The organism is Pseudomonas sp. W22_MBD1_FP4, from assembly GCF_052113765.1.
Taxonomy (GTDB): Bacteria; Pseudomonadota; Gammaproteobacteria; order Pseudomonadales; family Pseudomonadaceae; genus Aquipseudomonas; species Aquipseudomonas sivasensis.
Genome location: NZ_JBGQOI010000031.1, coordinates 1 through 25,265, shown reverse-complemented (window position 1 = coordinate 25,265; position 25,265 = coordinate 1). Strand labels below are relative to the sequence as shown.

Below are 25,265 nucleotides of genomic sequence, written 5' to 3'. Positions count from 1 at the left end.
TGAATGTTTAGGAGGGTTACGGACAAGTCGGTCGACTCGTTGAACTAGTGGCCTTCTGGAACCCGCGTATTTACTGGGCTGCAGCGGGGCGGTATTTTTTAGCAAGGACTTTTTGTTGCCTGGCGCGCATTGCGACGAGGACAGTCGGGCGGCATAATGTAGCCCCTTTTTTCAGCCCCTACATGTGGAAGGTTCCCGTGACTCAGAAGCCCGACCAGTGTCTTGGTGAATGGATCGACCGTGAAGCACTCGCAGAAGCGATGATCCCGCTTATCGGTCAGCTGTACCGCAATAACAATGTGGTGAGCTCGATCTATGGCCGCAGCCTGATCAACCAGTCCGTCATCGCGATTCTCAAGGCGCACCGTTTTGCGCGCCATCGCTCTGCCGACGACAGCGAACTCTCCGTCCACGAAACATTCCCACTGCTCAAGGCCATGAGCGAGCTCAAGCTCGGTGCGGCCTCGGTAGATCTGGGCAAGTTGGCGTACAAATTCCGCAAAGAAGGCGCGGGCCGCACTGCCGAGCAGTTCGTGCGTGAAGAAATGGCCGATGTGGTTGGCCAGCAAAACGCCGCTGCCCGCAAAGGCACTGATGTGGTTCTGTACGGCTTCGGTCGTATCGGCCGCCTGCTGGCACGCATCCTGATCGAAAAAACCGGTGGCGGCGACGGCCTGCGCCTGCGTGCCATTGTCGTGCGCAAAGGCGCCGACAACGACCTGACCAAACGCGCCAGCCTGCTGCGTCGCGATTCGGTACACGGTCCGTTCAACGGCACCATCGTCATCGATGAAGAAAACAACACCATCACCGCCAACGGTAACCTGATCCAGGTGATCTACGCGAAGAACCCTTCTGAGGTGGATTACACCCAGTACGGCATCAAGGACGCTCTGCTGGTGGATAACACCGGCGTATGGCGTGATGCCGAAGGCCTGGGCCAGCACCTGGCCTGCCCGGGTGTCGACCGTGTTGTTCTGACCGCACCTGGCAAAGGCAAGCTGAAGAACATCGTGCACGGCATCAACCACGGTGAAATCACTGCTGACGACAAGATCGTGTCCGCCGCTTCCTGCACCACCAATGCCATCGTGCCGGTGCTGAAAGCTGTGAACGACAAGTTCGGCATCGTTAACGGCCACGTTGAAACCGTTCACTCGTACACCAACGACCAGAATCTGATCGACAACTTCCACAAAGGCGATCGCCGTGGTCGTAGCGCCGCGCTGAACATGGTTATCACCGAGACCGGTGCTGCCACCGCTGCTGCCAAAGCTTTGCCTGAGCTGGCCGGCAAGCTGACCGGTAACGCGATCCGTGTGCCGACGCCTAACGTGTCGATGGCGATTCTCAACCTGAACCTTGAGAAAGCCGCCACCCGTGAAGAGATGAACGAGTACCTGCGCTACATGGCGCTGCACTCCGATCTGCACAAGCAAATCGACTACGTCAATTCCCAGGAAGTGGTGTCCACCGACTTCGTTGGCTCGCGCCACGCCGGTGTGGTGGACGCGGAAGCGACCATTACCCAGGACAACCGTGTTGTGCTGTACGTGTGGTACGACAACGAGTTCGGCTACAGCTGCCAGGTGGTTCGCGTGATGGAAGACATGGCTGGGGTTAACCCGCCTGCGTTTCCGCGCTAAGCCTCTGCGTTGAATGAAAAAGCCCCGACTGGTTCGGGGCTTTTTTATGGCAGCAGGTTTTGTGTTGTCGATCAGGGCCTCATCGGGAGCAAGCTATCTCCCTCATTTGAATGTATTCACAAGTCGACATGTGGGAGGGGGCTTGCCCCCGATAGCGGTCGTTCAGTGGATGCATACCCCACGGCAGGCCATTTTCATTTCAACAATTTGCCGCGCAACTCATCAGACAGCCCTTTGGGCGCCAGCCAGATACCCAGGTAGGCCCTGGCCAGTGCCTCATTACGGCTGCTGAACACCACTTGGCCATTGATCTCAAGGTTCAAGCCGCGCCCTGGATGAAAGTCCAAGGCATATCGATCACCTTTGCGTATGTTGCGAAAGCTGGCATGCAGTTGATCCAGCTCGGGCTTCAAGCGTGCGCTGGCTTGCTGGCGCTCCAGCGTAGCGGTGGCGGCCTTGATTACGTCGGAGCGGTCGATGTCGCGATAGTAATAAAGCACCAGGCGCAGCGCCTTTTGCTGGTCCCAGGCCTGTCTGGCGCTCAGCGTCGCCGGGGCATATAGCGCCGCCGCGTACACGTCCGCCCAGAGGTACGTGAGCACCGCCTGGTTTTTCAGGACCAGTTCCTGGGACTGTGCCGGGAAATCGGCCTGCTTCAATCGATCCGCCTCATTAGCATGCGCCGTGATCGACAGCATCATCATCAAACAGATAACTATATGTCGCATAATGCCCCGTCCTGAAAAACGTACGTGCCTACAGGGTAATTCAATTTCTGGCCGTGTCAGGATTTAGCGGTAATCTGCGCCGTGTAGTAAAGGCAATACTGGCCTACGACGCGACCAAGGGTTAATGTGCGCGGCGTTGAGCCTTATATAGACTGTGCCCCGGTTCACACACTTGAGCCAAATTGTCCTTCATGACCGCTGGCCGCGGCATGATTTAGCCAGGCGTCCAACCGTACGCCTGGCCTGTTCTGAGGAGTACGCATGGCTGTCTACAACTACGACGTGGTGGTACTGGGTTCCGGCCCGGCTGGAGAAGGTGCGGCGATGAACGCCGCGAAGGCAGGGCGCAAGGTGGCGATGGTCGATAGCCGTCGCCAGGTCGGCGGTAACTGCACCCACCTGGGTACCATCCCGTCCAAGGCCTTGCGTCACTCGGTCCGCCAGATCATGCAGTTCAACACCAACCCGATGTTCCGGGCCATTGGTGAGCCGCGCTGGTTCTCGTTCCCGGACGTGCTCAAGAGCGCCGAGAAAGTTATCTCCAAACAAGTGGCTTCGCGTACCGGCTACTACGCCCGTAACCGTGTCGACCTGTTCTTCGGAACCGGCAGCTTCGCCGACGAGCAAACCGTCGAAGTGGTGTGCGCCAACGGCGTGGTCGAGAAGCTGGTGGCCAAACACATCATCATCGCCACCGGTTCGCGCCCGTATCGCCCGGCCGATATCGATTTCCACCATCCGCGTATCTACGATAGCGACACCATCCTGAGCCTGGGCCACACCCCACGCAAATTGATCATCTACGGCGCCGGCGTGATCGGCTGTGAATACGCCTCGATCTTCAGCGGCCTGGGTGTATTGGTGGAACTGGTGGACAACCGCGACCAATTGCTGAGCTTCCTCGACTCGGAAATTTCCCAGGCGTTGAGCTACCACTTCAGCAACAACAACATCACCGTGCGCCACAACGAAGAGTACGAGCGGGTCGAAGGCCTGGACAACGGTGTGATCCTGCACCTCAAGTCCGGCAAGAAGATCAAGGCCGACGCCTTGTTGTGGTGTAACGGCCGTACCGGCAACACCGACAAGCTGGGCATGGAAAACATCGGGGTCAAGGTCAACAACCGTGGCCAGATCGAGGTGGACGAGAACTACCGCACCTGTGTAACCAATATCTACGGCGCTGGTGACGTAATCGGCTGGCCAAGCCTGGCCAGTGCGGCGCATGACCAGGGCCGTTCGGCTGCTGGCAGCATCGTCGACAACGGCAGCTGGCGCTACGTGAACGACGTGCCGACCGGGATCTACACGATTCCCGAGATCAGCTCGATTGGCAAGAACGAGCACGAACTGACCAAGGCCAAGGTGCCTTATGAAGTCGGCAAGGCGTTCTTCAAGAGCATGGCGCGTGCGCAGATCGCTGGTGAGCCCCAAGGCATGCTGAAGATCCTGTTCCACCGCGAGACCCTTGAGGTGCTCGGTGTGCATTGCTTCGGCTACCAGGCGTCGGAGATCGTGCACATCGGCCAGGCCATCATGAACCAACCGGGCGAGCAAAATACCCTCAAGTATTTTGTGAACACCACGTTCAACTACCCGACCATGGCTGAAGCCTATCGGGTAGCGGCCTACGACGGCCTCAACCGGCTTTTTTGAGCGGCTCCGGCCGGTGGCCTGAGCCGGCCGGGGAGACCGATTTCAGTAATTCCCGAGGGTGGCAGTGGCCAAACCGGGAAAGTCTGTAATCAGGCTATCTACGCCGAAGTCGGCGAGCCTGCGCATCAGCGCAGGTTCGTTGACCGTCCATACGGACACGTGCAAACCCTGGCGCTGGGCTTTTTCCAGACGCTCCGGGGTGCACAGCGTCCAGTTCAATGCCAGATACTCACAGCCGTAGTTTTGCGCGACCTTCAGCGGGTCGAGCCAGGCGTATTCGGCGACCAGTCCGCGTGACAGGTCCGGGGTGAGTTCAACCGCCGCTTTCAATACTTCCCGCGAGCTTGAAGTCACGGTGACTTTGTCCATCAGGCCGAAACGTACCGCCATCTCACGGATTGCCAGCACGGTGGTCGCGGCGCGGGTGCGCGAAGCGCTTTTGACTTCCAGTTGCCAGTGATCGAAGTCGCACTGCTCGAACAACTCTTCCAGGCGTGGGATCGGGCACGGTTTGATCCAGCCTGGGCCGCCTTTGCGTGCGTCCATCTTCACCAGGTCCGCCGCCGAATACTCGACGACCTTGCCGCGCCGGTCAGCGGTGCGCTTGAGGGTCGGGTCGTGGATGACCATCAACTCGCCGTCCATGGACAGGTGCAGATCCAGTTCGCAGCGGCGTACACCGTGCTTGAGGCACTCCTGGAAGCTGGTCAGGGTGTTTTCCGGTGCTTCGCCTTTGGCACCGCGGTGGCCGTAAATCAGGGTCACAGTTGCTCCTTTGCGCCAGGCTGGCTGGCGTAGTGAATACGAATTCAGATGTCGTCGCTTTGTTCCCGCGCCAGGCGGCGTTCCTGGGCCTGCTTTTGCAGGATGTAGCGCGCCAGCAGTTGGCGTTGGGTATCGGTCATGGACTCGAATTCCGTGCCCACGTCAAAGCCATCGCCCTTGGGATCGCAATGGGTGACCCGTGCCCGCAGCAGCAGGCCGAGCGCCTGGGGCATCAGCACCAGCTTGACGGCCAAGTGAGCGCCGGTGACCAGTGAGGTAGGGTGTTGGAAGTCGATGCCGCCTTCGGAGATGATCACCGGCTGCGGTGCGCCCACCTCATCGAGCAGGCCGCGTGCCATGATCTGGCTGAGCAGGTCCACGCGCTTGTTCTGCACGCGCAGGAAGGCTGCGAGGGTGCGGTCCTTCTCGCTCAGTTGGCGCAGCAGGTGCTGGGCTTCGAATTCGCTGAGGTGCAATTCGCTGAGCAGGTTGAACAGCGGTGAATCATCCAGCAACACTTCCTTGCTCGCCGCTTCGGGGGCCGACAGGTTTTTGATTTGGAGTGCGATCATGTCGTCGATACGGTAGTATTCGCGGCGCTCTTCTTCATCTAATGTCGACATGGCGAACCCCAGGTAACGGTAATGGTCAGAGTGTAAAGCTGCTTACCAGACCCCGCCACCGGGACGTCTTCTTTTCCTCCGAACAAGCCCCGACATGTTCAGACCTCTCTTCGTATTTATTGGCACGCGTTATACCCGTGCAAAGCGCCGCAATCATTTTGTGTCGTTCATTTCCTTGACCTCGATGATCGGGCTCGCCTTGGGCGTAGTCGTGATGATTGTGGTGCTGTCGGTGATGAACGGCTTCGATCATGAGATGCGCACCCGCGTGCTGGGCATGGTGCCCCACGCGACCATCGAGTCGGGCGAGCCGATCAACGATTGGCAAAACCTGGCCGCCAAGGTCAAGCAGAACCCCAAGGTCGTGGCCGTTGCGCCGTTTACCCAGATGCAGGGGCTGCTGACCCATGATGGCGAGGTGCAGAAGATCTTGCTCAATGGCATCGACCCCGCCCAGGAACGCAACGTGTCGATCATCGACAAGTTCATGTTGCAGGGCAAACTCGACGATCTGGCGCCTGGCGATTTCGGCATCGTGATCGGCGACAAGGCCGCAGCCAAGCTCGGCGTGGGCCTCGGCGACAAGCTGACCTTCGTCGCGCCGGAAGTCACCGTGACCCCGGCGGGCATGTTTCCGCGCATGAAACGCTTTACCGTGGTCGGCACCTTCCATGTGGGCGCCGGCGAAATCGACGGCTACCTCGGGCTGACCAATCTCACCGATCTGGCCCGCCTCCAGCGCTGGCAGCCGGATCAGGTGCAGGGCCTGCGCCTGAAGTTCAGCGATTTGTTCGACGCCCCGCGCGGTGCCTGGGATATCGCCCAGCACTTGGGTGAAACCGAGTATTACGCCCGTGACTGGACCCGTACCCACGGCAACCTGTACCAGGCCATCCGCATGGAAAAAGCCATGATCGGCCTGCTGCTGCTGCTGATCGTCGCTGTGGCCGCGTTCAACATCATTTCCACGCTGGTGATGGTGGTGAATGACAAGAAAGGCGACATCGCCATCCTGCGTACCCTGGGCGCCACGCCGGGGCAGATCATGGCGATCTTCATGGTGCAGGGCACCGTGATCGGCGTGGTGGGTACCTTGATCGGCACCGCCGTGGGCATCCTGGCCGCGCTTAACGTCAGCGCAGCCATCGCCTTGCTTGAGAAAGTGATCGGCCACAAGTTCCTCAATGCAGACGTCTACTTCATCGACTACTTGCCGTCCCAGGTTCAGGCCCAGGACGTGTTGATGGTGGGCGGGGCTGCGTTGGTCCTGAGTTTCCTTGCCACCCTGTATCCAGCCTGGCGCGCGGCACGTACCCAGCCAGCACAGGCCTTACGTTATGAGTGAATCGGGCATGAGTGAAAAAGCAATCCTGAGCTGCCGCAACCTGGGCAAATCCTACGAGGAAGGCCCTGAGTCAGTGGTGGTGCTGTCCAACCTGCAACTTGAGCTCCATCCGGGCGAACGCGTGGCGATCGTCGGCAGTTCCGGTTCCGGCAAAAGTACCTTGCTGAACCTGTTGGGCGGCCTCGACACGCCGTCCCAGGGCAGCGTCTGGCTGGCTGGCGAAGAATTGTCAGCCTTGAATGAAAAGGCCCGTGGCCAGTTGCGCAACCGTTCGTTGGGTTTTGTGTACCAGTTTCACCACTTGTTGCCGGAATTCACCGCACTGGAAAACGTCTGCATGCCGCTGCTGATCGGCAAGACCGCAATCCCGGAAGCACGCCAGCGTGCCAAGGCCTTGCTGGAGCGTGTCGGCTTGGGCCATCGCCTTGAGCACAAGCCGGCCGAACTGTCCGGTGGCGAGCGCCAGCGTGTGGCAATCGCCCGCGCCCTGGTGAACAACCCAGGCCTGGTGATGCTCGACGAGCCCACCGGCAACCTCGACTCCCACACCGCCCAGGGCATCAAGGATTTGATGCTGGAACTGAGCACCCAGATGCGCACTGCATTCCTGGTGGTGACCCATGACATGAGCATGGCCCGCCAGATGGACCGCGTGCTGCACCTGCAGGAAGGTCATCTGGTCGCCATCTGACCCGTTTCAAGCCTGGCGCCTGGCGTCGGGCTTTTTTAATTTTTCAGGCGGTGCAAGCGAATGTTCAGACCGTTATCGATTTTCATCGGCACGCGCTATACCCGCGCCAAGCGCCGCAACCGTTTTGTTTCGTTTATCTCGATGACCTCGATGATCGGCCTCGCCCTGGGCGTATTGGCGATGATCGTAGTGCTGTCGGTGATGAACGGCTTCCAGCGCGAAATGAGCTCGCGCATCCTCGGCATGGTGCCCCACGCCACCATCGTCGGCGTGAACCCGATTGATGATTGGCAGCCGGTGGCCGCGGCTGCGATGAAGAATCCGCAAGTGACCGCTGCAGTACCGTTCACGCAGATGGACGGCATGTTCTCCTACAAGGGCGCGATGCAGCCGATTGAGATCAGCGGCGTCGACCCGGCCCAGGAAGGCAAGGTGTCGATCGTGGCCCAGCACATCGTTCAGGGCAAACTGGACGACCTGAAACCCGGCGAGTTCGGCGTGGTGGTCGGTGAGATCACCGCCCGGCGTTTCCGCTTGAACGTGGGCGACAAGCTCACCCTGATCGTTCCGGAAATCAGCACTGCACCGGGCGGCATCACCCCGCGTATGCAGCGGTTGAACGTGGTGGGGATTTTCAAGGTCGGCGCCGAGTTGGATGGTTCCATGGCCTTGATACACATGGCCGACGCGGCGGAAATCCAGCATTGGCAGCCGAACCAGGTGCAGAGTGTGCGCTTGGCGGTTAAAGATTTGTACGCAGCGCCCAAGGTGTCCACGGACATTGCCACCAGCCTCGGCGCGGCCTACAAGGCAGATGACTGGACCCACACCCAGGGCAGCCTGTTCAGCGCGATGAAAATGGAAAAGACCATGATCGGCCTGCTGCTGCTGATGATCGTCGCCGTGGCCGCGTTCAACATCATCGCCACCTTGATCATGGTAGTGAATGACAAAGGCGCGGACATCGCGATCTTGCGCACCATCGGCGCCACGCCCCGGCAGATCATGGCGATCTTCATGGTGCAGGGCACAGTGATCGGCATTGTCGGCACCTTGATCGGCGGCGTACTGGGAGTGATTGCAGCGCTCAACGTGAGCGAGTTGGTGGGCTGGGTCGAGCGGGTGAGCGGGCAGCATATCTTTAGTTCGGATGTGTACTTCGTCAGCAACCTGCCTTCGGAGCTGCAAGGTGGCGATGTGGTGCTGATCTGCACTGCCGGGTTTGTGTTGAGCTTTTTGGCGACGCTGTATCCGGCGTATCGGGCGGCGAAGATTGAGCCGGCGCATGCGCTGAGATACTCGTAATTATTGAGACCGCTATCGGGGGCAAGCCCTCTCCCACATTTGAGGTATTCATAGATCAAAGTGTGGGAGGGGGCTTGCCCCCGATAGGGCCGGTGCAGCTTGCATCAATCTACAGCTGGCAGCTCAATCACAAACCGCGTCCATCCAGCCCCGGACTCACAAAAAATCCTTCCCCCATGGGCGCGCACGATCGACTGGGTAATCGCCAGCCCCAGCCCTGCATGTTCGCTGCTGCCTTCATGGCGCGCCGGGTCGGCCCGATAGAACCGATCAAACAGCCTCGGTAGCAACGCCCCGGGGATGCCTTCACCGGTGTTCTCCACCGCTAGCGTCACGCCCATTGCGCCTTCGGTTATTCTTACCCGCACTTCGCCGCCTGCCGGGGTGAACCTGAGGGCGTTATCCAGCAAGTTCGACAAAGCCCGGCGCAACATGCCGCGATCCCCGGCTGTATGAGCGCTGCCTTCTTGTACCAGCGATACGTGCGCGTCCTCGGCCAGCAACGCAAAGAACTCCAGCAACGCCTCCACTTCATCGGCCAGGGCCAATGGCTCACGCTTGGGCATCAGCAAACCATGGTCCGCCTTGGCCAGGTACAGCATGTCGTTGACCAGTTGGGCCATCCATTGCAGCTCTTCCAAATTACTGTGCAGCGCCTCGCGGTAATCCTCCAGCGGGCGTGACTGGGTGAGGATGACTTGTGTCTGGGTCAGCAGGTTCGACAGCGGCGTGCGCAGTTCATGGGCAATGTCGGCGGAGAAGGCCGACAGGCGTTGGAACGCGTCGTCCAATCGTCCCAGCATGGCGTTGAAGGCCTGGGCCAGTTCAGCCAGTTCCGCCGGCATGTGTTGTTGGGGCAGGCGCTGGGTCAAGGAGTGGGCCGATACGCTGGCAGCCACTTCGCCCATGCGCCGCAATGGGCGCAAGCCGCTGCGTGCGGCCCAGGCGCCCAGCAGCGCGGTGGCGAGGGCAGAGAGGCCAACGGTGAGCCAGATCAAACGCTGCATGCGTTGCAGGAAGTGCTGGTGGTGGGTGATGTCGAGTATCAGGCTCAGTTGCGGTGAGTCAGCTTGGCCAGCGTTCAGTGGCGCATTGTAGACGCGGTAATCGGTGCCGGCATTTTGTAGGCTATGCAGGCCGGGCGCGGTGGGCAGGGCGACGTTCGACGCATCGTCCAGCCAGCGCTGGCCGGCTGAAGTGATGCGCAGTGCAAGGTCGGGCTGTCGATTGAGTTCGACGCGCAGTTGCGCCTCGCGTTGGTTGAACGCTTGAGGTGAGTCGACGCCCTGCAAGGTACTGCGCAACGCCACAAGTTTGCTGTCGAGTTGCTGCTGGTCCAACTCGACAAAGTGCGCCTCACTGGCTTGGTTGAACAGCACGCCTGCAATCAGCGACACCACTGCCGTACAAGCCGCAAACAATAGTGCCAGGCGGCTGGCGAGGGACAGGCGCTTGATCAATTGCACCGCTCCTCCAGCACATAGCCCATGCCGCGAACGGTGTGGATCAGCTTATTAGGGAAGTTGTCATCGACTTTGAGGCGTAGGCGGCGGATCGCTACTTCGATGATGTTGGTGTCGCTGTCGAAATTCATGTCCCACACCTGGGAGGCGATCAGCGTTTTGGGCAGCACTTCGCCCTGGCGGCGCAGCAGCAGTTCCAGCAGAGCGAACTCCTTGGCGGTCAGGTCGATACGTTGGCCGTCGCGCTCGACGCGGCGGCGGATCAGGTCCAAACGCAGGTCGGCCACTTGCAGGGCGGTTTCCTGGGGCGTGCTGCTGCCACGGCGCAACAGGCTGCGCACCCGCGCCAGCAATTCGGAGAAGGCGAAGGGTTTGATCAGGTAATCGTCGGCGCCCAATTCGAGGCCATGCACGCGGTCCTCTACGGCATCCCGGGCGGTCAGAAATAGCACCGGGATCTCCAGACCGGCACTGCGCACCGCTTGCAGGATTTGCCAACCGTCGCGACCGGGCAGCATTACATCCAGGATCAGCAGGTCATAATCGCCGGTCAGCGCCAGGTGCTGGCCGCTGGTGCCGTCGGCCACCAGTTCGGTGGTAAAGCCAGCCTCGGCCAGGCCTTGACGCAGATAGTGGCCGGTTTTCGGTTGGTCTTCGACGATCAGCAATTTCATGGGGTAGCTCTTGGCAACGGGTGGCGAGGGGGCTTTATACCGTGGGGACCAGGTGCGGGGCGCAACCTGACAAAGTTGTAATCTAGCAGTCAGTTGGCTGGCAGCGGCGTAATCTTAGAGTGCGGCTCAAGCCGGTTATACATTTTGGAGAAGAGAGATGACGTTGCGTACACCCCAGTTGTTGGCGGGTTGCCTGTTGGCGTTGAGTTTCAATGCAATGGCTGATGCATCCCACAGCTATGCATTTGGTCAACCAGCGGCGGCTGACAAGGCCACGCGCACCGTAGAAGTGACGCTGCAGGATATTGCCTTTGCGCCCAAGTCCCTGGACGTAAAAGCCGGTGAGACGGTGCGCTTCGTGCTGGTCAACAAGGGCCAGTTGCTGCATGAATTCAACCTCGGTGACGCGGCGATGCACGCGGCGCATCAGAAGGAAATGTTGCAGATGCAGGCCAGTGGCATGCTCACGTCTACCGGCATGGGCAAGATGGACCACAGCGCCATGGACCACAGCGCCATGGGCCACGGTGCAATGAAGCACGATGACCCGAACAGTGTGCTGGTCGAGCCCGGTAAAACTGCTGAGCTGACGTGGACATTCACCCAGGCCACCGGTCTGGAGTTCGCCTGTAACCTGCCCGGGCATTACCAGGCAGGCATGGTCGGCAAGCTGACCGTTGAGTAAGGCGTTTCTTAAGGGCGGGGGCAAAGGCTGGTAGACTGGCGCGGTTTATTTAGCCAGGTTTCCGCCATGCATCCCGCAGCCGAACATTCGCCGCTGGGCAAGTCCAGTGAATACATCTCCACGTACACGCCTTCGTTGCTGTTCCCGATTCCTCGCGCCGCCAAGTGGGCCGAGCTGGGTCTGAGTGCCGAGACCCTGCCTTACAAGGGCGTGGATTTCTGGAACTGCTTCGAACTGTCCTGGCTGTTGCCGTCGGGCAAGCCGGTGGTGGCCATTGGTGAGTTCAGTATCCCGGCCGACTCGCCGAATATCATCGAGTCCAAGTCATTCAAGCTGTACCTCAACTCGCTGAACCAGACCGCCTTTGCCGATACGCAAAGCCTTGAGTCGACACTGCGCGCTGACCTGAGTGCCGCCGCCGGCAAACCAGTGACCGTACGCATCCGCAGGCTTGCAGAGATCGAGGCCGAGGGTGTGATGGCATTGCCGGGCTTATGCATTGACGATCTGGATATCAACGTCAGCAGCTACGAACACCCGCGCCCCGAGTTGTTGCGTTGCGACGACTCGCGGATTGTCGAGGAGAGCGTGCACAGCCACCTGCTCAAGTCCAATTGCCCGGTTACCAGTCAGCCGGACTGGGGCAGCGTAGTGGTGGAGTACCGTGGTCAAGCGTTGGATCACGCCAGCCTGTTGGAGTACATCGTGAGCTTTCGCCAGCACTCGGACTTCCATGAGCAGTGTGTGGAGCGCATCTTCCTCGACCTGCAGCGCCTGCTGAAGCCTGAGAAATTGACGGTGTATGCGCGCTATGTGCGGCGCGGCGGGTTGGATATCAACCCTTATCGCAGTACCGAGGATGTGGCGTTCCAGAACGTGCGCCTGGCCCGCCAGTAAAACAAATGTGGGAGGGGGCTTGCTCCCGATAGCAGAGGTTCAGGCACAGGTTCGGTGACTGACGCTCCGCAATCGGGGGCAAGCCCCCTCCCACATTCTGGTTCTGTGTCTGGCTTGGGTTCGGGTTAAATGCCGATGTTGCCCAGGGTGATCACGATATTGCGCAGTGTCCCGGCAATGCCCGGATGGTCCAGTTCAAAACCTTCCACTGCACGGTTTACATCATCGGCGATGCTCGGTGTCTGGGTGGCCGGTTCCAATTCAAGTTGCACTTCGAATTTGGCAATCAACCCTTCCAGCGCTTCACGTTTTTCTTCCGATAGCGGTGGCTCCTGCTCCAATTGCCCGCGCAGGATATTGACCTGTTCTTCCAGTTTTTTGCGATCAGGCATGACGTTCTTCCTTTTATCGATAGGCACTGGCATAGACCACGGCACGCTGAGAAAGGTCTACGGGATGAACTGTAGATTAATCCACCGGCGCCGACTGTGCATGATCTCGATCAGGGCTTCTCGCCTTTGAGCTGGCGCCGGCTGATGTCTGCCAGGCAGGTGCCGAGTTCGCCTAAGTGATCGATCACAGAATGCACTCCCAGCCCATACAGCGTCACGGTGGCCTTGCCGCGCTTGTGTTCGCGTTCCTTGTCGCTCAGTGCTTGCCATTGCTCGGGCGCTAAGCCACACAGCGAACCGCAGGAGGCCAGGCCGATGGTCCACAGCCCGGCGTTAAGTCCCGATTGCAACAAGCGCGGCTCGCCGCTGACCAGGACGCAGCCTTCAAGGCGTTCGATATTCAATTCCATCAGCGCTTGCCAGCACGCGTGGGGGGCGGGCCAGCGGATGGAGGAGGGCGAGGCTGCTTTGAGCCAGGTGGGCAAGGTGGCGGCCAAAGGAGTGGTCACCGCAGGCGGCAGCTCATCCAGCCAAGCGCAGGGCACGCCCAGCTCTTTGAGGTTGCGCAGGATTTTCAGGGCGCCCGGCGTGGCTTGTGAATCCGGGGAAGGAGAGTCGGTGCGCGCCTGTGAGCCAAAATCCACTAGGCAGCCACTCAGGCCAAACAGCACGGCGGTCAAGGCGGGTGCGCTGGTGATTGCAATCTCGGCTTGAGGCATGTCGACATCCCTGAAATAGCTGTGACGCTATCGAGGCAGGATGACAGTCCGATGACAGTTGGCTCAATTGTAGGAATTTTGTCCATTTACGGTATGAGTTTTCCCGGCGGCTGCCTAATTGGGCACTTCCGTCATATACTGGCTACCTTATTCAGGGCATAGCGCCCATGACAGACCATTCAAGGAGCAAAAGCTATGCGCTGGAGCCACTACTTCGCTCAGCTGTCGGTGTGTGCCACCGTTCTGCTGGCCCCGTTCGCTGTGCAAGCTGCGTCGGAAGATGATCCATGGGAAAGCGTCAACCGCCCGATCTTTACCTTCAACGACACTGTTGATACCTATGCCCTCAAGCCATTGGCCCAAGGCTATCAATGGATCACTCCGCAATTTGTTGAAGACGGTATCCACAACTTCTTCCGCAACATCGGCGACGTCGGCAACCTGGCCAACAATGTGTTGCAGCTCAAACCTCACAATGCAGGTGTCGATACTGCCCGTTTGCTGGTTAACACCACGTTCGGTGTGCTGGGCTTCATCGACGTAGGCACCAAAATGGGGCTGCAACGCAGCGATGAAGACTTCGGCCAGACACTCGGCTACTGGGGCGTTGGCAGCGGTCCGTACGTGATGATCCCTCTGCTGGGTCCAAGCACCCTGCGTGATGCGCCGTCCAAGTTCGTCGACAGCTACACCCAGCCTTATCGCTATATGGATGATGTGTCCCTGCGCAACAGCGTCATGGGCCTTGGCATCGTCGACGCCCGTGCCAGCTTGCTCGACAGTGAGAAGCTGATCACCGGCGACAAATACACCTTCATTCGTAACGCCTACCTGCAGAACCGTGAGTTCAAGGTCAAAGATGGCAAGGTCGTCGACGACTTTTAAGAGGTGATCGTTTGAAATGAAAAAAGGCGATCCTGAGTGATCGCCTTTTTTGTGCGCGGGTTTCAGCGCATTTTCAGGATGCTGAGGCCCAATTGCTGATCATTGCCCACCGTTTTGGCCCACACCACTTTGGTATCTGCCTCCAGGCCTTTAAGGGCCGCATGTTCTGAATCAATGCGCACGGTCAGCAGGTCTCCTACGTTGAACTGGCGCGGTGCCTGCACTTGCATTCCGGAGCTGGAAAGATCCACGCAAACCCCAGCAATCTCTTGGCCTTCGTGGATCAAAGACACATCGGCATCCACTCGCATGCGGATGAAATCGCGTTTCTCGGCGTAGTCGCGCTCGTGTTCGCTCATGGGTTCCATCCTTACTTTGTGTTGTGGTCGTGGCTGTTCTTATAACTCCCGGTGATTTGCGATGTAAAGACGCCTGGCGACCATCGGCATGAGCTTGAAACACCTGGCGGATGGGAGTACCGTCTGCGCCTTAGAAGGGCACCTCTGCTTTACAGTTGTGCGTGGGCAAAACGCCTACGCTTTTGTAGGACAGAGAGGCTAGAAAGCGAATCCAGTAGTGTGACCCCGGCCATTGCCGAGTTGCCTACGCCAACCTAATTCTGGCGCCGTTTGCCCACATGCAAAAAACCAGTGCCACGCTGCTGATAATCGATGACGACGAAGTAGTGCGCGCGAGTCTCGCGGCCTATTTGGAAGACAGTGGCTTCAGCGTCCTGCAGGCCAGTAATGGCCAACAGGGTCTCCAGGTATTCGAGCGCGACCAGCCCGACCTCGTGATCTGCGACTTGCGCATGCCCCAGATGGGCGGCCTGGAGCTGATTCGCCAGGTGACTGAGCTTGCCCCGCAGACTCCGGTGATTGTTGTGTCCGGTGCCGGCGTGATGAACGACGCCGTTGAGGCCTTGCGCCTGGGCGCCGCCGACTACCTGATCAAACCCCTGGAAGACCTTGCGGTGCTGGAGCACTCAGTGCGCCGCGCGTTGGATCGTGCACGTCTGCTGGTCGAGAACCAGCGTTACCGCGAAAAGCTCGAAACCGCCAACCGCGAGCTCGAAGCCAGCCTGAACCTGCTCCAGGAAGACCAGAACGCCGGTCGCCAGGTACAGATGAACATGCTGCCGGTCAGCCCATGGACCATCGACGAGTTCAAGTTTGCGCACCAAATCATCCCTTCGCTGTACCTGTCGGGTGATTTTGTCGACTACTTCCGTGTGGATGAGCGACGTGTGGCGTTCTATCTGGCCGACGTTTCGGGCCACGGTGCTTCCTCTGCTTTTGTCACCGTGTTGTTGAAGTTCATGACCACACGGCTGTTGTTTGAATCCAAGCGCAATGGCACCTTGCCGGAATTCACCCCCTCCGAGGTGCTGGGCCACATCAACCGAGGCCTGATCAGCTGCAAGCTGGGCAAGCACGTGACGATGGTAGGCGGCGTGATCGATGAAGAAACCGGTCTTTTGACCTACAGCATTGGCGGTCACCTGCCGATGCCTGTTTTATACACTCCAGACAGTGTGCGTTACCTGGAAGGGCGTGGTCTGCCCGTCGGCTTGTTCAATGAAGCCACCTACGAAGACCACATTTTGGAACTGCCGCCGACCTTCAGCCTGACGCTGATGTCCGATGGCATCCTGGACCTTCTTCCAGAGCCTACACTCAAAGAGAAAGAAGCCGCCTTGCCCCAACGGGTCAAGGCAGCTGGCGGCAGCCTGGATGGCCTGCGGCAGGTTTTTGGATTGGCCACGCTAGGGGAGATGCCGGATGATATCGCCCTATTGGTGTTGAGCAGGAATCTTTGATGAGTACCGGAAGAATCCAATTCGCTGAGCAAGACGGGACCTTCGTCCTGAAGTTTGTCGGTGAAGTGCGCCTGACCTTATGTTCGGCGCTGGATGCGACGATTGAGCGGATCTTCACTGCGCTGAACTTCTCGGCGATCGTGATCGATCTGACTGAAACTCGCAGCATTGACAGCACCACCCTTGGGCTATTAGCCAAGTTGTCCATTCTGTCTCGGCAGAAGGTTGGCCTGTTGCCGACCGTCGTCACCACCCACGAAGACATCACCCGGCTGCTGCAGTCCATGGGCTTTGATCAGGTGTTCAACATCGTTGATCGTCCGATTCCTTGCCCGGAATGTCTTACCGACCTGCCGTCCCAGGATCAGTCCGAAGAAATGGTGCGGGTGAAGGTGCTGGAAGCGCACAAGATCCTGATGGGCCTCAATGAGTCCAATCGCGAAGCGTTTCACGACCTCGTCAACGCCCTCGAGCGTCATTGATCCTTCTGTCGAATACATTCCAAATGTCGGAGGAGCCCCGATAGCGCAGTGTCAGTCAGTACATTCACAACTGGCTCACCGCTATCGGGAGCAGCCGCTCCCGCAGTTGAACTGAGATCGGTTTGAGACACAAAAAAAGGGCGGTACCCTCACAGGTACCGCCCTTTTTGCCGTCCCCGCTGTTTACAGCTTGGCGGACAACAGCGCCTCAAGTTTTTCCTGGTCACGGGCAAACTGACGAATGCCCTCCGCCAGCTTCTCAGTCGCCATCGCATCTTCGTTGGACTCCCAACGGAACTGCGCTTCAGTCATATGCACTCGCGCTTCACCGGCATGGCCAGGCGACAGCTTACGCTCCAGCTTGCCTTCATCCGCCGCCAGCTTCTCCAGCAGGTCCGGGCTGATGGTCAGGCGATCACACCCGGCCAATTCTTCAATCTGGCTCAGGTTACGGAAGCTCGCACCCATCACTACCGTTTTATAATCATTAGCCTTGTAGTAGTTGTAGATGCGCGTAACCGACTGCACGCCCGGATCATCGGAGCCGGTGTAGTCGTTACCGTTGGCCTTCTTGTACCAATCGTATATGCGGCCCACGAACGGCGAAATCAGGAATACCCCAGCCTCAGCACACGCCACAGCCTGGGCAAAGGAGAACAACAGTGTCAGGTTGGTCTGGATCCCTTCTTTCTCCAGCTTCTCTGCCGCGCGGATGCCTTCCCAGGTAGAGGCGATCTTGACCAGTACACGGTCGCGGCCAACGCCGGCTTTTTCGTACAGGTCAATCAGACGGTGCGCACGCTTGAGAATGGCGGCCTCGTCGAACGACAGGCGGGCATCCACTTCGGTGGAAATGCGGCCCGGCACAACTTTAAGAATCTCTTGCCCCACAGCGACCGCAAAACGGTCGCTGGCCAGGCCCACATCACCGTTGCAGTCCTGCACGCACTCATCCAGCAGCTTGGCATAGCCCGGAATCGACGCGGCCTTGAGCAGTAGGGAAGGGTTGGTGGTTGCATCCTGCGGCTTGAGCTTGGCGAGGGTGGAAAAATCGCCGGTATCGGCTACGACAGTGGTGAATTGCTTGAGTTGTTCCAGCTTGGAAGTCATGAGCGTGCTCTGTCCTATGGGTCTGATGACATTACCCGAGCGCCGAGAGGCGCTCAAGGGCGCAAATGCGTTCGATCGTTTGCGAGGGCAACAACCTGAAAACAGCCGTTTGAATGACCGGCCGTGGTGCTAAATAGGAGGGCAAATTCGCCAGCAGGTTCAACCCAACTGCCCGATGACACTTGGATATCGCCTTCATGCCTACTGATGCCTTCCCCGGCACACACCGCACCAAATGTGGGAGGGGGCTTGCCCCCGATGACGGTGTGCCAGCTCAGCCAATAATCAACGGACTCCCCTGGAAGCCACCCAATCAACGCCCTTCCAACAAAGCCCCAGCCTGATCCAACAACGCCAACGGATCCGCGGCCTTATGAATATCCACCGACAGCAACTGCCTGAACTTGCGTGCCCCGGGGAACCCAGTGCCCAGTCCCAGCACATGCCGCGTAATATGATGCATCGTCCCGCCACCGGCCAAATGCTCAGCAATGTAAGGCCGCAACTGCGCCAACGCGTCCGCCCGACTGATCACCGGCTGTGCACTGTCAAACAGCTGTTGATCCACCTCCGCCAGCAAATACGGATTGTGATAAGCCTCCCGCCCCAACATCACGCCATCAAACGTCTGCAAGTGCTCATGGCACTGCTCCAGCGTCTTGATGCCCCCGTTGAGCACAATCTCCAACTGAGGGAAGTCCTGCTTCAACTGCGCCGCCACGTCATAGCGCAACGGGGGAATGTCCCGATTCTCCTTAGGCGATAACCCCTCCAGAATCGCAATCCGCGCATGCACGGTGAAACTGGTGCAACCGGCGTCCTTCACCGTCCCGACGAAATCACACAACTGCGCATAACTGTCCCGGCCATTGATCCCGATACGGTGCTTCACCGTCACCGGAATCGACACCGCATCACGCATCGCCTTCACACAATCGGCCACCAGCGCCGGATGAGCCATCAGGATCGCGCCAATCATATTGTTCTGCACCCGATCGCTGGGGCAGCCGACGTTCAAGTTCACTTCGTCGTAACCGGCGGCCTCGGCCATGCGCGCACAGGCCGCCAGATCCGCCGGAACGCTACCGCCCAATTGCAGCGCAAGCGGGTGCTCGGCCTCGCTGTGACGCAGGAAACGCTCATGGTCGCCATGGAGGATCGCCCCAGTGGTGACCATTTCGGTGTAGAGCAGGGCGTGTTTGGAGAGCAGGCGCAGGAAGAACCGGCAGTGGCGGTCGGTCCAATCCATCATGGGTGCAACAGAAAACCTCCTAGATACCATATCTACTGGGTTAGCTAGTGTTTCTGGGGGGCGTGTCTGCATTTAGCTACTTCTCATTTACTACCATTTACCACTGTTTTTGCTTATTTCCGAAGGTCCGTTGCTACAATGTAGCAACTCAATTCAGTCGTGTAGCAAAATCCATGGGATCTATCACCGTTCGCAAGCGCAAGGATGGCTCTGTAGCGTACACCGCACAGATCCGCATCATGCAAAAGGGTGTGACAGTTTATCAGGAAAGCCAGACTTTCGACCGCAAGACCACGGCCCAGGCTTGGCTCAAGCGACGCGAAACCGAAATGGCCGAGCCGGGTGCAATTACCAAGGCCAACCGTAAGGGCGTGACGGTAAAGGAGATGATCGAGCGCTATCTTGATGAATACGAAAAGCTCCGGCCGCTGGGCAAGACGAAGCGCGCCACCCTCAAGGCGATCAGTGAGACCTGGCTGGGCAAGCTCGAAGACAAGGGCCTCACCAGTCAGAGGCTAGTCGAGTACGCCAACGACCGAATGCAGAAAGACGGCATTCAGCCGCAGACCGTGGGTAACGACCTGGCGCATTTGGGTGCAGTGCTGTCGGTGGCTCGGCCCGCCTGGGGTTACGACATTGATCCGATGGCGATGCCGGATGCGCGCAGGGTGCTGCGCAAGATGGGTGCAGTATCTAAGAGCAAGGAGCGCGAGCGCCGGCCGACCCTGAAAGAGCTGGACGCCCTGCTGCAATATTTCGGCGAGATGCGCGACCGCCGCAAGCAAGAGATCGACATGGTCAGGGTGACCGTGTTTGCGCTGTTCTCCACGCGCCGTCAGGAAGAGATCACGCGGATCAAGTGGGGTTCTATAGATGAGGCGCGCCGGATGGTCCTGATCACCGATATGAAGAACCCCGGCCAGAAATACGGCAATGACGTCTGGTGCCTTGTGCCTGACGAGGCCTGGGCGGTCATGCAGTCGATGCCGAAAGTGGCGGATGAGGTGTTCCCCTACAATGCACGGTCGGTGTCGGCCTCATTTACCCGGGCGTGCCACTTTCTGGAGATAGACGACCTGCATTTTCACGACCTGCGGCATGACGGCGTAAGCCGGTTATTTGAAATGGGATGGGATATCCCGAAAGTCGCCTCTGTTTCTGGCCACCGGGATTGGAACTCGATGCGTCGGTACACGCATTTGAAGGGAAGCGGCGATCACTACAAAGACTGGCCGTGGCTGGAGCGGGTTATATCGGGCCCCACGATCGAGGCCCGGAAGCGCGTCAGGAAACCCGACGAAAGCTAGATCTCCCCATCAGTTTTTCATGCTCGGTTCGCGCCCTGGCGTGCTGAGCATCCAGATAGGCGGCCAAGTCGTTGAGGTGCACGCCGCGCGCTGACTTTTGGCTGCTTTCCAAGCGCACCAGCGGCAGGTCGATCTCGCCGGCCGCCACCTTAAGCTTCATTTTCTCTGGGGTCAGGTGGCTGAAGTAGTCAGCACAAACGCGCTCCAGGGGAATGATGGCCATGCCGCTGTACTGGGCCAACAGGAGAAACGGGGTATTCATTTGATGCTCCATGCCGCGCGTGGCGGCAGAAGGTTGGTAGGGGTTAGCCGGCAACAGCATCTTCGCAGCGGATATCCATTGTGTGTTTCGCTTTCACGCAAGAAAAGCGACGGAAATCAAAAGGCGGAAAATTCCCTGCCAGGGTATGAGCTCCCTCAACGTGATGTGAGTCCGGTAGTCCTGTAAAACTCAAGGGCCACCTTAGGTCGGCTGTGGTTTTTTCTGCTCGTATGCGATGCGGTTCATTACACAAACTGGAATTGCAAATCCTTGGATATTTGTTTTGAGGGTTTCACTACCGTCTTCGATGATTCCGCAGGGCACACCTCGACGGAAACGCATTCCCTTCCCGATGTAATTGCGCAGGATGATTTCCCATGACTCGTCGTCGTAATGGAAGCCCGTGATCTCAGCCCACTTGGCCGTAAAGTCGTTTCCAACAATGCCTTTAGATGTGAGGCAGAAAATTTCTATTTGGTCTTCCTTTTTGACTGGTACCGCGTAAATCCGGCCGTTCGGTGCTACTGGTGGGAACGTCTGCCCATTGCCTAAGTGACGAAATTCCATGGTACCGCTCCGCATGCATGAGGTTGCATGACACCGTATGCCATGCTCTGGAAAGCCCAAGCCTACAAAGCTCAACGCCTTACTCCATTGGGTTTCCTAAGAGCCTTCGTAAGCTGTGGGAATCAAAAAAAGGAGTGGCGCCATGGGTAAAAAAACAACAACGATACGAAACGGTTTGCTGGCAGCGGCAGTGGCTTTTCTGGTTGGGTGCTATGGCACGCAGGGGGCTAGGACTGTGCAGCTTCATGAGCCAAAGGATGTACCGAGAGAAAAATGGTCGGATGCTATGCATGTTTTGACCTCAATGGGGATTTCCGGGCAGCGGGATGTTCCAATTGAGCGGTCGGGTGCAGTTGATGAAGCAGTCCCTGTCGGCGGCTCTGGGATAGTGCTTGGGGATGCTGGATTAAGCGCGGTTAGCTTCGCGTCGCCACCTACAGACCCGAGTGATGGCGCAGCGGCGGGAATTGGCATGGGTTTGATGCTGTCAGGTGGGGCGAGCGATCCGGCGCGCGTAATCCAGGTCGTTGCTTGGGTGCCCGCTGACCAGGCAAACACATCGGACGAAGCATCTGCTCTTGCATTGCGTAAGGTCGAAGAGGCCCGTAAGAAGGTCTTTTGCCAATGGCTTATCGAAGCTGCTAATGCAGACAGGTAAATATCCTGATGGCCATTCACGCGGCTATGCCTCCCTGACAGATAGCTACGCGGAGCGGCCGATTCCATACAGTGATGAGATTGCTAAATCGCCGAGTTTTCTGAGATCGCCTCTCAGCTACGGGCCGATCTTCATTCGTAACAACCAGTTCACCCTTGACGCCTACAAGAACGACATGACGACTTCGGAAGCCATGCTGCTTGCATCGCAACACCTGCCAGAGTGGATCTACATCTACCACCCTGGACAGCAGCTGAGAAAAAACTCGATCCCTGCAGCAATCTTCAATCAGGGCAGGGCACTCTACTTTGTAGGGAAGTAGATCTGCTGGACTGCAACGCCGTGGGTTTTCGAAAACCTGCGGTGATTTGTTGGGTATGCCTATCCAGATACAGGCTTATTTTGCCTTTTTCGGGCTTTCCGCTTGATAAGTAACACCCAAAGTGAAACAGTATTAGTAGAACGCCCTAACTGATACAGGCACCCATCATGTTCATCCGCGCATACCTCCGAGCCTCCACTGAAGAGCAAGACGCCGGCCGCGCCCGCGCCTCGCTCGAGCAGTTCGCCGGCGACCATAACAAGATCATCGCCAGCGTGTACCTGGAGAACGCCAGCGGCGCCACCGCGGACCGGCCTGAGCTGCTGCGTCTGCTGAAAGATGCGCGCAAGGGTGACGTGCTGCTGGTGGAGTCGATAGACCGGCTATCCCGTCTCCCGGTGGAGGACTGGCAAAAGCTCAAGGCCGCTATCGACTCTAAGGGCCTGCGCATCGTCGCGCTCGACCTGCCGACCAGCCACCAGGGAATGCAGGACACGAAGGGCGACGAGTTCACCGGGCGGATGCTGGGGGCGATTAACTCAATGCTGGTAGAAATGATGGCGGCCATTGCCCGCAAGGATTACGAGCAGCGCCGTGATCGACAGGCGCAGGGCATTGAGAAGGCCAAGGCGGCTGGAAAATACCAGGGACGACCAGTAGACACGGATCTGCACAAGCGGGTGCGGGAACTGTTGGCCGCTGGCCTGGGCATTCGCGCTACCGCCCGGCACGCCGATTGCTCGACCACCACGGTACTGCGTATTAAAGACCAATCAGCACAAAAATAGCGCCGAGTTCGATCTCAAGGCCGCCACTACTCCGGCGTGGGGTAGCTGACGACTGTCTGCCCCTCATTCACCATATAAAACCTATTTCCGTTTAGGAGAACAAACGGAAAATCTGCGTTGTGCACATTGGCGGTAGATAAGTTCAGGGTGAGCGCCTTATCTGTCAGGTCTAGCTTTACAGCGTGCGCGGGATACGTTCCCTCATTTTTTTTCGTCACCATGAAGGCGAGTGGAAAGAAGCTCAGCACACTTACCAATGCCTGATGACCCTCGTTGTGGAACGCGACGAGCTTTGCACTCAAGTGAACGTTACTTGGATAAAACCAGTAATAAATGTCGTGGGTGTCAGCAAGAGCAGCATCATCCCCCAAAACAAATTTCTTTAGGGGGTCAAAGTATTCTGATGGTTCAGGCGGTGCCAAGCACTCACTTACGGTCGTAGCAGAGAGGATATGGCCAATCATTGCCCTGGCGTACGGCACCACATCGATAGGAGCTGAAGCAAAAGGAAAAAGATTTCCAGGGGACCGAAAGTAGCTGACAACCTGGCGCGTAAGGCTCCTGTAGGCAACACCGGCAAGCTCATCACCAGGACCGAGCAGCTCACCATTGCACCCCCTGCAAATGGTTCGAAACGAGCTTCCATTCCTGGCTCGTACGCCTTTTAGGTGTGATTGCTCAACACCCAAAACTTCAGTGATCAGCTTTTGTTCGGTGGGCTTTATCGTCACACACGACTTAGGGGGTACATGATCCTGGCTCAGCCGCACAAATTCGCCGCATATCAGGCAATGCCCATGCTCAATACGGGAGTGCTGAATTCTTTTGGATATTTGCTGACTGTATTTGCCCACGAGATTCCCCGCAGAAAGTGCCCTCATCGGGATCGGGAGGAGCGTGCGCAACCCTAGCTGGCACGGTACTGAATCGCCAGCAGAATCAGCAAAATTAGTACGTTTGCTGCCACCCTGCTGTCATAGAGAGTTTTCAGGATGTGGCGAATTCGCTGGAGAGCTTGAGTTATATGGTGTCCCAGGGCCGGTTCGAACGGCCAACCTTCCCCTTAGGAGGGGCGAAATTTTCCGGTGTTTAAAAAGATCCGCCTGAAAAGGGGCTGCATCAGCGCGTTGGTAGGCTGCTTGGCGCTGGACAGGGCATTCGGGCAACCGCTCGCCATACAGGGTTCAGTACCACCGCAGCGCTCAAATCCGCTATGAAATGACCAAGTAGCGACGCAGCTTTGCGCACTGTCGAGCAGCAGTGACATCCTTTCCGAATTCTACCCAGGCTGTATTCGCCGCCTGAGTAACATTCCGGCCGCATGGAATGCGCTGGCTCGTCTAACGGCTCAGGTGCCGTAGCAATGTCCTGATAATTCTGGCACGCAGGAGGAAGCTTGCAACTGACACCGCAAGCGTCATACCGCCCGCCAGTTCGCCGAAACGTGCGAACGCAGCGATGTTCACCAAGGCGAGAACCATGATGCCGTAGAACTCGGCATTGGCCTTGCCGGCAGCCAGAACCTGATGTTCGGTGAGCATCCACTTCTGCGACAGGCAGAAGGGGCATACGGACGACTCCGGCTCACGGCCGCCCACCGGTATTCCATTGATGTAAAAAGGCGCGCTGGTGACCACCTTTGGAACCATCATCTTCTTGCAGCACTGGCACTTAACTTTGCTCATGATCTGAACCTGCTGGACTTGGCACATGCCTGAACGTTACCCGAGCAGTGGAGAATCCCAAGCCACCACCATGCGCATCTGCCAATGTGCTGCAAAATCAGTCGGTGTGATGCTTCTTGTCGAGATGATCCGCGACCTTGTAGCCAATCACCGCAGCCGCTCCCAGCGTGCCGATCACGCCGATGACCGCATAAACCAGTAGCTCAATCGAGTCCATGTCTTGCTCCTTCTGGGTTGAAAAATTTGCACTGGCTTCAGCTTCTCACCCGTTGTGCCAATCCCAAGGATTTCAATCCTTCTCAAATCCCTTTCCGCCGGTAGCTGGCTGATTGAGTTCGAGGGCAACCGGCGCACCGCTGATATCCGTTTCGCGACACGTTTCAAAAAAGCATGCTCACTCCCCATCTATTGCTTATGGAAGTCTGGCGCGTAACTTCCCATAGAGAATCGCCGGTTTAGGCGAAGGGGTGTCGTGAAGAGGTGTTGCCGCTGTAGCCCGCATGGTTACTGGGTTTCAGGTTTTTTAGGGTGCCTTTACA

General features: G+C 58.1%; 28 protein-coding genes. 14 read left to right on the top strand and 14 right to left on the bottom strand.

The features are described 5' to 3' along the window. The first annotated feature begins 182 nt into the window (after positions 1-182). On the top strand, positions 183-1,646 hold the full coding sequence (locus ACEN2T_RS27605) for a glyceraldehyde-3-phosphate dehydrogenase (protein WP_032888810.1): 1,464 nt from the start codon (positions 183-185) through the stop codon (positions 1,644-1,646). 194 nt (positions 1,647-1,840) lie between these two features. Here the strand turns inward: ACEN2T_RS27605 and ACEN2T_RS27600 are convergent, their stop codons facing one another. Then, the gene (locus ACEN2T_RS27600; RefSeq protein WP_032888812.1) at positions 1,841-2,374 is read right to left on the bottom strand and encodes a chalcone isomerase family protein; all 534 of its coding nucleotides are present in this window, start codon (positions 2,372-2,374) and stop codon (positions 1,841-1,843) included. Positions 2,375-2,635: 261 nt separating this feature from the next. Here ACEN2T_RS27600 and sthA point away from each other — a divergent pair, with 261 nt between their 5' ends. Then, entirely contained in the window at positions 2,636-4,030 is a 1,395-nt protein-coding gene (gene sthA, locus ACEN2T_RS27595) for a Si-specific NAD(P)(+) transhydrogenase (protein WP_032888814.1), read from the top strand. Between the two features lie 42 nt (positions 4,031-4,072). On the opposite strand, the gene ACEN2T_RS27590 is transcribed toward sthA, so the two are convergent. Together ACEN2T_RS27590 and ACEN2T_RS27585 are read right to left on the bottom strand one after the other, a co-directional pair. Next, positions 4,073-4,795 carry a glycerophosphodiester phosphodiesterase gene (locus ACEN2T_RS27590; protein ID WP_032888815.1) on the bottom strand — a complete coding sequence of 241 codons (723 nt, stop codon included), beginning with the start codon at positions 4,793-4,795 and terminating at the stop codon, positions 4,073-4,075. A 44-nt stretch (positions 4,796-4,839) separates the two neighbouring features. Beyond that, positions 4,840-5,418, bottom strand: coding sequence for a PilZ domain-containing protein (locus tag ACEN2T_RS27585; RefSeq protein ID WP_032888817.1), 579 nt, complete (start codon positions 5,416-5,418; stop codon positions 4,840-4,842). Positions 5,419-5,512: 94 nt separating this feature from the next. On the opposite strand from ACEN2T_RS27585, the gene ACEN2T_RS27580 reads away from it, so the two are divergent. From ACEN2T_RS27580 to ACEN2T_RS27570, 3 genes are read left to right on the top strand one after another with little or no spacing between them, the layout of a single operon-like run. Continuing rightward, complete coding sequence (locus tag ACEN2T_RS27580) at positions 5,513-6,763, top strand: lipoprotein-releasing ABC transporter permease subunit (protein ID WP_442117864.1); 1,251 nt, start codon at positions 5,513-5,515, stop codon at positions 6,761-6,763. 7 nt (positions 6,764-6,770) lie between these two features. Beyond that, positions 6,771-7,454, top strand: a complete 684-nt coding sequence (gene lolD / locus ACEN2T_RS27575; protein WP_024074097.1) for a lipoprotein-releasing ABC transporter ATP-binding protein LolD — start codon at positions 6,771-6,773, stop codon at positions 7,452-7,454. A gap of 60 nt (positions 7,455-7,514) precedes the next feature. Beyond that, entirely contained in the window at positions 7,515-8,759 is a 1,245-nt protein-coding gene (locus tag ACEN2T_RS27570) for a lipoprotein-releasing ABC transporter permease subunit (protein ID WP_095184121.1), read from the top strand. A gap of 104 nt (positions 8,760-8,863) precedes the next feature. Here ACEN2T_RS27570 and ACEN2T_RS27565 read toward each other — a convergent pair whose 3' ends face one another. Together ACEN2T_RS27565 and ACEN2T_RS27560 are read right to left on the bottom strand one after the other, a co-directional pair. Next, positions 8,864-10,219: a heavy metal sensor histidine kinase gene (locus ACEN2T_RS27565; RefSeq protein ID WP_442117873.1), complete on the bottom strand. Its 1,356-nt coding sequence runs from the start codon at positions 10,217-10,219 to the stop codon at positions 8,864-8,866. Then, positions 10,216-10,896 carry a heavy metal response regulator transcription factor gene (locus ACEN2T_RS27560; RefSeq protein ID WP_181639677.1) on the bottom strand — a complete coding sequence of 227 codons (681 nt, stop codon included), beginning with the start codon at positions 10,894-10,896 and terminating at the stop codon, positions 10,216-10,218. Before ACEN2T_RS27560 ends, ACEN2T_RS27565 begins: the two co-directional genes overlap by 4 nt. Positions 10,897-11,053: 157 nt before the next feature. On the opposite strand from ACEN2T_RS27560, the gene copI reads away from it, so the two are divergent. Both copI and queF read left to right on the top strand, forming a co-directional pair. Next, positions 11,054-11,581 carry a copper-resistant cuproprotein CopI gene (gene copI / locus ACEN2T_RS27555; protein WP_442117863.1) on the top strand — a complete coding sequence of 176 codons (528 nt, stop codon included), beginning with the start codon at positions 11,054-11,056 and terminating at the stop codon, positions 11,579-11,581. Between the two features lie 66 nt (positions 11,582-11,647). After that, complete coding sequence (gene queF, locus ACEN2T_RS27550; RefSeq protein ID WP_442117862.1) at positions 11,648-12,478, top strand: NADPH-dependent 7-cyano-7-deazaguanine reductase QueF; 831 nt, start codon at positions 11,648-11,650, stop codon at positions 12,476-12,478. A 125-nt stretch (positions 12,479-12,603) separates the two neighbouring features. Here queF and ACEN2T_RS27545 read toward each other — a convergent pair whose 3' ends face one another. Both ACEN2T_RS27545 and ACEN2T_RS27540 read right to left on the bottom strand, forming a co-directional pair. Continuing rightward, positions 12,604-12,870 carry a DUF4404 family protein gene (locus tag ACEN2T_RS27545; protein ID WP_032888829.1) on the bottom strand — a complete coding sequence of 89 codons (267 nt, stop codon included), beginning with the start codon at positions 12,868-12,870 and terminating at the stop codon, positions 12,604-12,606. 110 nt (positions 12,871-12,980) lie between these two features. Then, positions 12,981-13,589: a hypothetical protein gene (locus tag ACEN2T_RS27540; RefSeq protein WP_032888830.1), complete on the bottom strand. Its 609-nt coding sequence runs from the start codon at positions 13,587-13,589 to the stop codon at positions 12,981-12,983. A gap of 195 nt (positions 13,590-13,784) precedes the next feature. Between ACEN2T_RS27540 and ACEN2T_RS27535 the strand changes: the two genes are divergently transcribed. Then, the gene (locus tag ACEN2T_RS27535) at positions 13,785-14,474 is read left to right on the top strand and encodes an MlaA family lipoprotein (protein WP_442117861.1); all 690 of its coding nucleotides are present in this window, start codon (positions 13,785-13,787) and stop codon (positions 14,472-14,474) included. 62 nt (positions 14,475-14,536) lie between these two features. On the opposite strand, the gene ACEN2T_RS27530 is transcribed toward ACEN2T_RS27535, so the two are convergent. Beyond that, the gene (locus ACEN2T_RS27530) at positions 14,537-14,833 is read right to left on the bottom strand and encodes a PilZ domain-containing protein (RefSeq protein ID WP_095184124.1); all 297 of its coding nucleotides are present in this window, start codon (positions 14,831-14,833) and stop codon (positions 14,537-14,539) included. A gap of 278 nt (positions 14,834-15,111) precedes the next feature. Between ACEN2T_RS27530 and rssB the strand changes: the two genes are divergently transcribed. Continuing rightward, entirely contained in the window at positions 15,112-16,293 is a 1,182-nt protein-coding gene (gene rssB, locus ACEN2T_RS27525; protein ID WP_032888836.1) for a two-component system response regulator RssB, read from the top strand. Further along, entirely contained in the window at positions 16,293-16,775 is a 483-nt protein-coding gene (gene rssC / locus ACEN2T_RS27520; RefSeq protein WP_032888838.1) for an anti-sigma factor antagonist RssC, read from the top strand. Before rssB ends, rssC begins: the two co-directional genes overlap by 1 nt. Positions 16,776-16,958: 183 nt before the next feature. Here rssC and tal read toward each other — a convergent pair whose 3' ends face one another. Both tal and dusA read right to left on the bottom strand, forming a co-directional pair. Beyond that, positions 16,959-17,885: a transaldolase gene (tal, locus tag ACEN2T_RS27515; protein ID WP_442117860.1), complete on the bottom strand. Its 927-nt coding sequence runs from the start codon at positions 17,883-17,885 to the stop codon at positions 16,959-16,961. A gap of 313 nt (positions 17,886-18,198) precedes the next feature. Next, complete coding sequence (gene dusA / locus ACEN2T_RS27510) at positions 18,199-19,167, bottom strand: tRNA dihydrouridine(20/20a) synthase DusA (protein WP_442117872.1); 969 nt, start codon at positions 19,165-19,167, stop codon at positions 18,199-18,201. Positions 19,168-19,310: 143 nt separating this feature from the next. Between dusA and ACEN2T_RS27505 the strand changes: the two genes are divergently transcribed. Next, positions 19,311-20,444, top strand: a complete 1,134-nt coding sequence (locus tag ACEN2T_RS27505; protein ID WP_442117859.1) for a tyrosine-type recombinase/integrase — start codon at positions 19,311-19,313, stop codon at positions 20,442-20,444. Here ACEN2T_RS27505 and ACEN2T_RS27500 read toward each other — a convergent pair. Beyond that, positions 20,422-20,706, bottom strand: coding sequence for a pyocin activator PrtN family protein (locus tag ACEN2T_RS27500; RefSeq protein WP_442117858.1), 285 nt, complete (start codon positions 20,704-20,706; stop codon positions 20,422-20,424). The two genes, ACEN2T_RS27505 and ACEN2T_RS27500, sit on opposite strands and share 23 nt — an antisense overlap. Before the next feature lie 201 nt (positions 20,707-20,907). Beyond that, entirely contained in the window at positions 20,908-21,273 is a 366-nt protein-coding gene (locus tag ACEN2T_RS27495; protein ID WP_442117857.1) for a hypothetical protein, read from the bottom strand. A 142-nt stretch (positions 21,274-21,415) separates the two neighbouring features. Between ACEN2T_RS27495 and ACEN2T_RS27490 the strand changes: the two genes are divergently transcribed. From ACEN2T_RS27490 to ACEN2T_RS27480, 3 genes are all read left to right on the top strand, one after another. Further along, the gene (locus ACEN2T_RS27490) at positions 21,416-21,931 is read left to right on the top strand and encodes a hypothetical protein (RefSeq protein WP_442117856.1); all 516 of its coding nucleotides are present in this window, start codon (positions 21,416-21,418) and stop codon (positions 21,929-21,931) included. Continuing rightward, the gene (locus ACEN2T_RS27485; protein WP_442117855.1) at positions 21,918-22,253 is read left to right on the top strand and encodes a hypothetical protein; all 336 of its coding nucleotides are present in this window, start codon (positions 21,918-21,920) and stop codon (positions 22,251-22,253) included. The genes ACEN2T_RS27490 and ACEN2T_RS27485 overlap by 14 nt, the downstream gene beginning before the upstream one ends. 167 nt (positions 22,254-22,420) lie before the next feature. After that, on the top strand, positions 22,421-23,041 hold the full coding sequence (locus ACEN2T_RS27480; RefSeq protein WP_442117854.1) for a recombinase family protein: 621 nt from the start codon (positions 22,421-22,423) through the stop codon (positions 23,039-23,041). 26 nt (positions 23,042-23,067) lie between these two features. On the opposite strand, the gene ACEN2T_RS27475 is transcribed toward ACEN2T_RS27480, so the two are convergent. Beyond that, positions 23,068-23,895: a metal-binding protein gene (locus tag ACEN2T_RS27475; protein WP_442117853.1), complete on the bottom strand. Its 828-nt coding sequence runs from the start codon at positions 23,893-23,895 to the stop codon at positions 23,068-23,070. A 486-nt stretch (positions 23,896-24,381) separates the two neighbouring features. Further along, entirely contained in the window at positions 24,382-24,726 is a 345-nt protein-coding gene (locus tag ACEN2T_RS27470; RefSeq protein WP_442117852.1) for a hypothetical protein, read from the bottom strand. Between the last annotated feature and the right edge of the window lie 539 nt (positions 24,727-25,265).

Coding starts and splice junctions, on each gene's coding strand:
- ACEN2T_RS27540 (WP_032888830.1), bottom strand. CDS start 13,589: ATGCCTCAAGCCGAGATTGCAATCACCAGCGCACCCGCCTTGACCGCC.
- queF (WP_442117862.1), top strand. CDS start 11,648: ATGCATCCCGCAGCCGAACATTCGCCGCTGGGCAAGTCCAGTGAATAC.
- rssC (WP_032888838.1), top strand. CDS start 16,293: ATGAGTACCGGAAGAATCCAATTCGCTGAGCAAGACGGGACCTTCGTC.
- ACEN2T_RS27485 (WP_442117855.1), top strand. CDS start 21,918: ATGCAGACAGGTAAATATCCTGATGGCCATTCACGCGGCTATGCCTCC.
- tal (WP_442117860.1), bottom strand. CDS start 17,885: ATGACTTCCAAGCTGGAACAACTCAAGCAATTCACCACTGTCGTAGCC.
- ACEN2T_RS27570 (WP_095184121.1), top strand. CDS start 7,515: ATGTTCAGACCGTTATCGATTTTCATCGGCACGCGCTATACCCGCGCC.
- rssB (WP_032888836.1), top strand. CDS start 15,112: ATGCAAAAAACCAGTGCCACGCTGCTGATAATCGATGACGACGAAGTA.
- ACEN2T_RS27600 (WP_032888812.1), bottom strand. CDS start 2,374: ATGCGACATATAGTTATCTGTTTGATGATGATGCTGTCGATCACGGCG.
- dusA (WP_442117872.1), bottom strand. CDS start 19,167: ATGGTATCTAGGAGGTTTTCTGTTGCACCCATGATGGATTGGACCGAC.
- lolD (WP_024074097.1), top strand. CDS start 6,771: ATGAGTGAAAAAGCAATCCTGAGCTGCCGCAACCTGGGCAAATCCTAC.
- ACEN2T_RS27480 (WP_442117854.1), top strand. CDS start 22,421: ATGTTCATCCGCGCATACCTCCGAGCCTCCACTGAAGAGCAAGACGCC.
- copI (WP_442117863.1), top strand. CDS start 11,054: ATGACGTTGCGTACACCCCAGTTGTTGGCGGGTTGCCTGTTGGCGTTG.
- ACEN2T_RS27470 (WP_442117852.1), bottom strand. CDS start 24,726: ATGAGCAAAGTTAAGTGCCAGTGCTGCAAGAAGATGATGGTTCCAAAG.
- sthA (WP_032888814.1), top strand. CDS start 2,636: ATGGCTGTCTACAACTACGACGTGGTGGTACTGGGTTCCGGCCCGGCT.
- ACEN2T_RS27505 (WP_442117859.1), top strand. CDS start 19,311: ATGGGATCTATCACCGTTCGCAAGCGCAAGGATGGCTCTGTAGCGTAC.
- ACEN2T_RS27545 (WP_032888829.1), bottom strand. CDS start 12,870: ATGCCTGATCGCAAAAAACTGGAAGAACAGGTCAATATCCTGCGCGGG.
- ACEN2T_RS27530 (WP_095184124.1), bottom strand. CDS start 14,833: ATGAGCGAACACGAGCGCGACTACGCCGAGAAACGCGATTTCATCCGC.
- ACEN2T_RS27495 (WP_442117857.1), bottom strand. CDS start 21,273: ATGGAATTTCGTCACTTAGGCAATGGGCAGACGTTCCCACCAGTAGCA.
- ACEN2T_RS27500 (WP_442117858.1), bottom strand. CDS start 20,706: ATGAATACCCCGTTTCTCCTGTTGGCCCAGTACAGCGGCATGGCCATC.
- ACEN2T_RS27560 (WP_181639677.1), bottom strand. CDS start 10,896: ATGAAATTGCTGATCGTCGAAGACCAACCGAAAACCGGCCACTATCTG.
- ACEN2T_RS27605 (WP_032888810.1), top strand. CDS start 183: ATGTGGAAGGTTCCCGTGACTCAGAAGCCCGACCAGTGTCTTGGTGAA.
- ACEN2T_RS27490 (WP_442117856.1), top strand. CDS start 21,416: ATGGGTAAAAAAACAACAACGATACGAAACGGTTTGCTGGCAGCGGCA.
- ACEN2T_RS27585 (WP_032888817.1), bottom strand. CDS start 5,418: ATGTCGACATTAGATGAAGAAGAGCGCCGCGAATACTACCGTATCGAC.
- ACEN2T_RS27535 (WP_442117861.1), top strand. CDS start 13,785: ATGCGCTGGAGCCACTACTTCGCTCAGCTGTCGGTGTGTGCCACCGTT.
- ACEN2T_RS27580 (WP_442117864.1), top strand. CDS start 5,513: ATGTTCAGACCTCTCTTCGTATTTATTGGCACGCGTTATACCCGTGCA.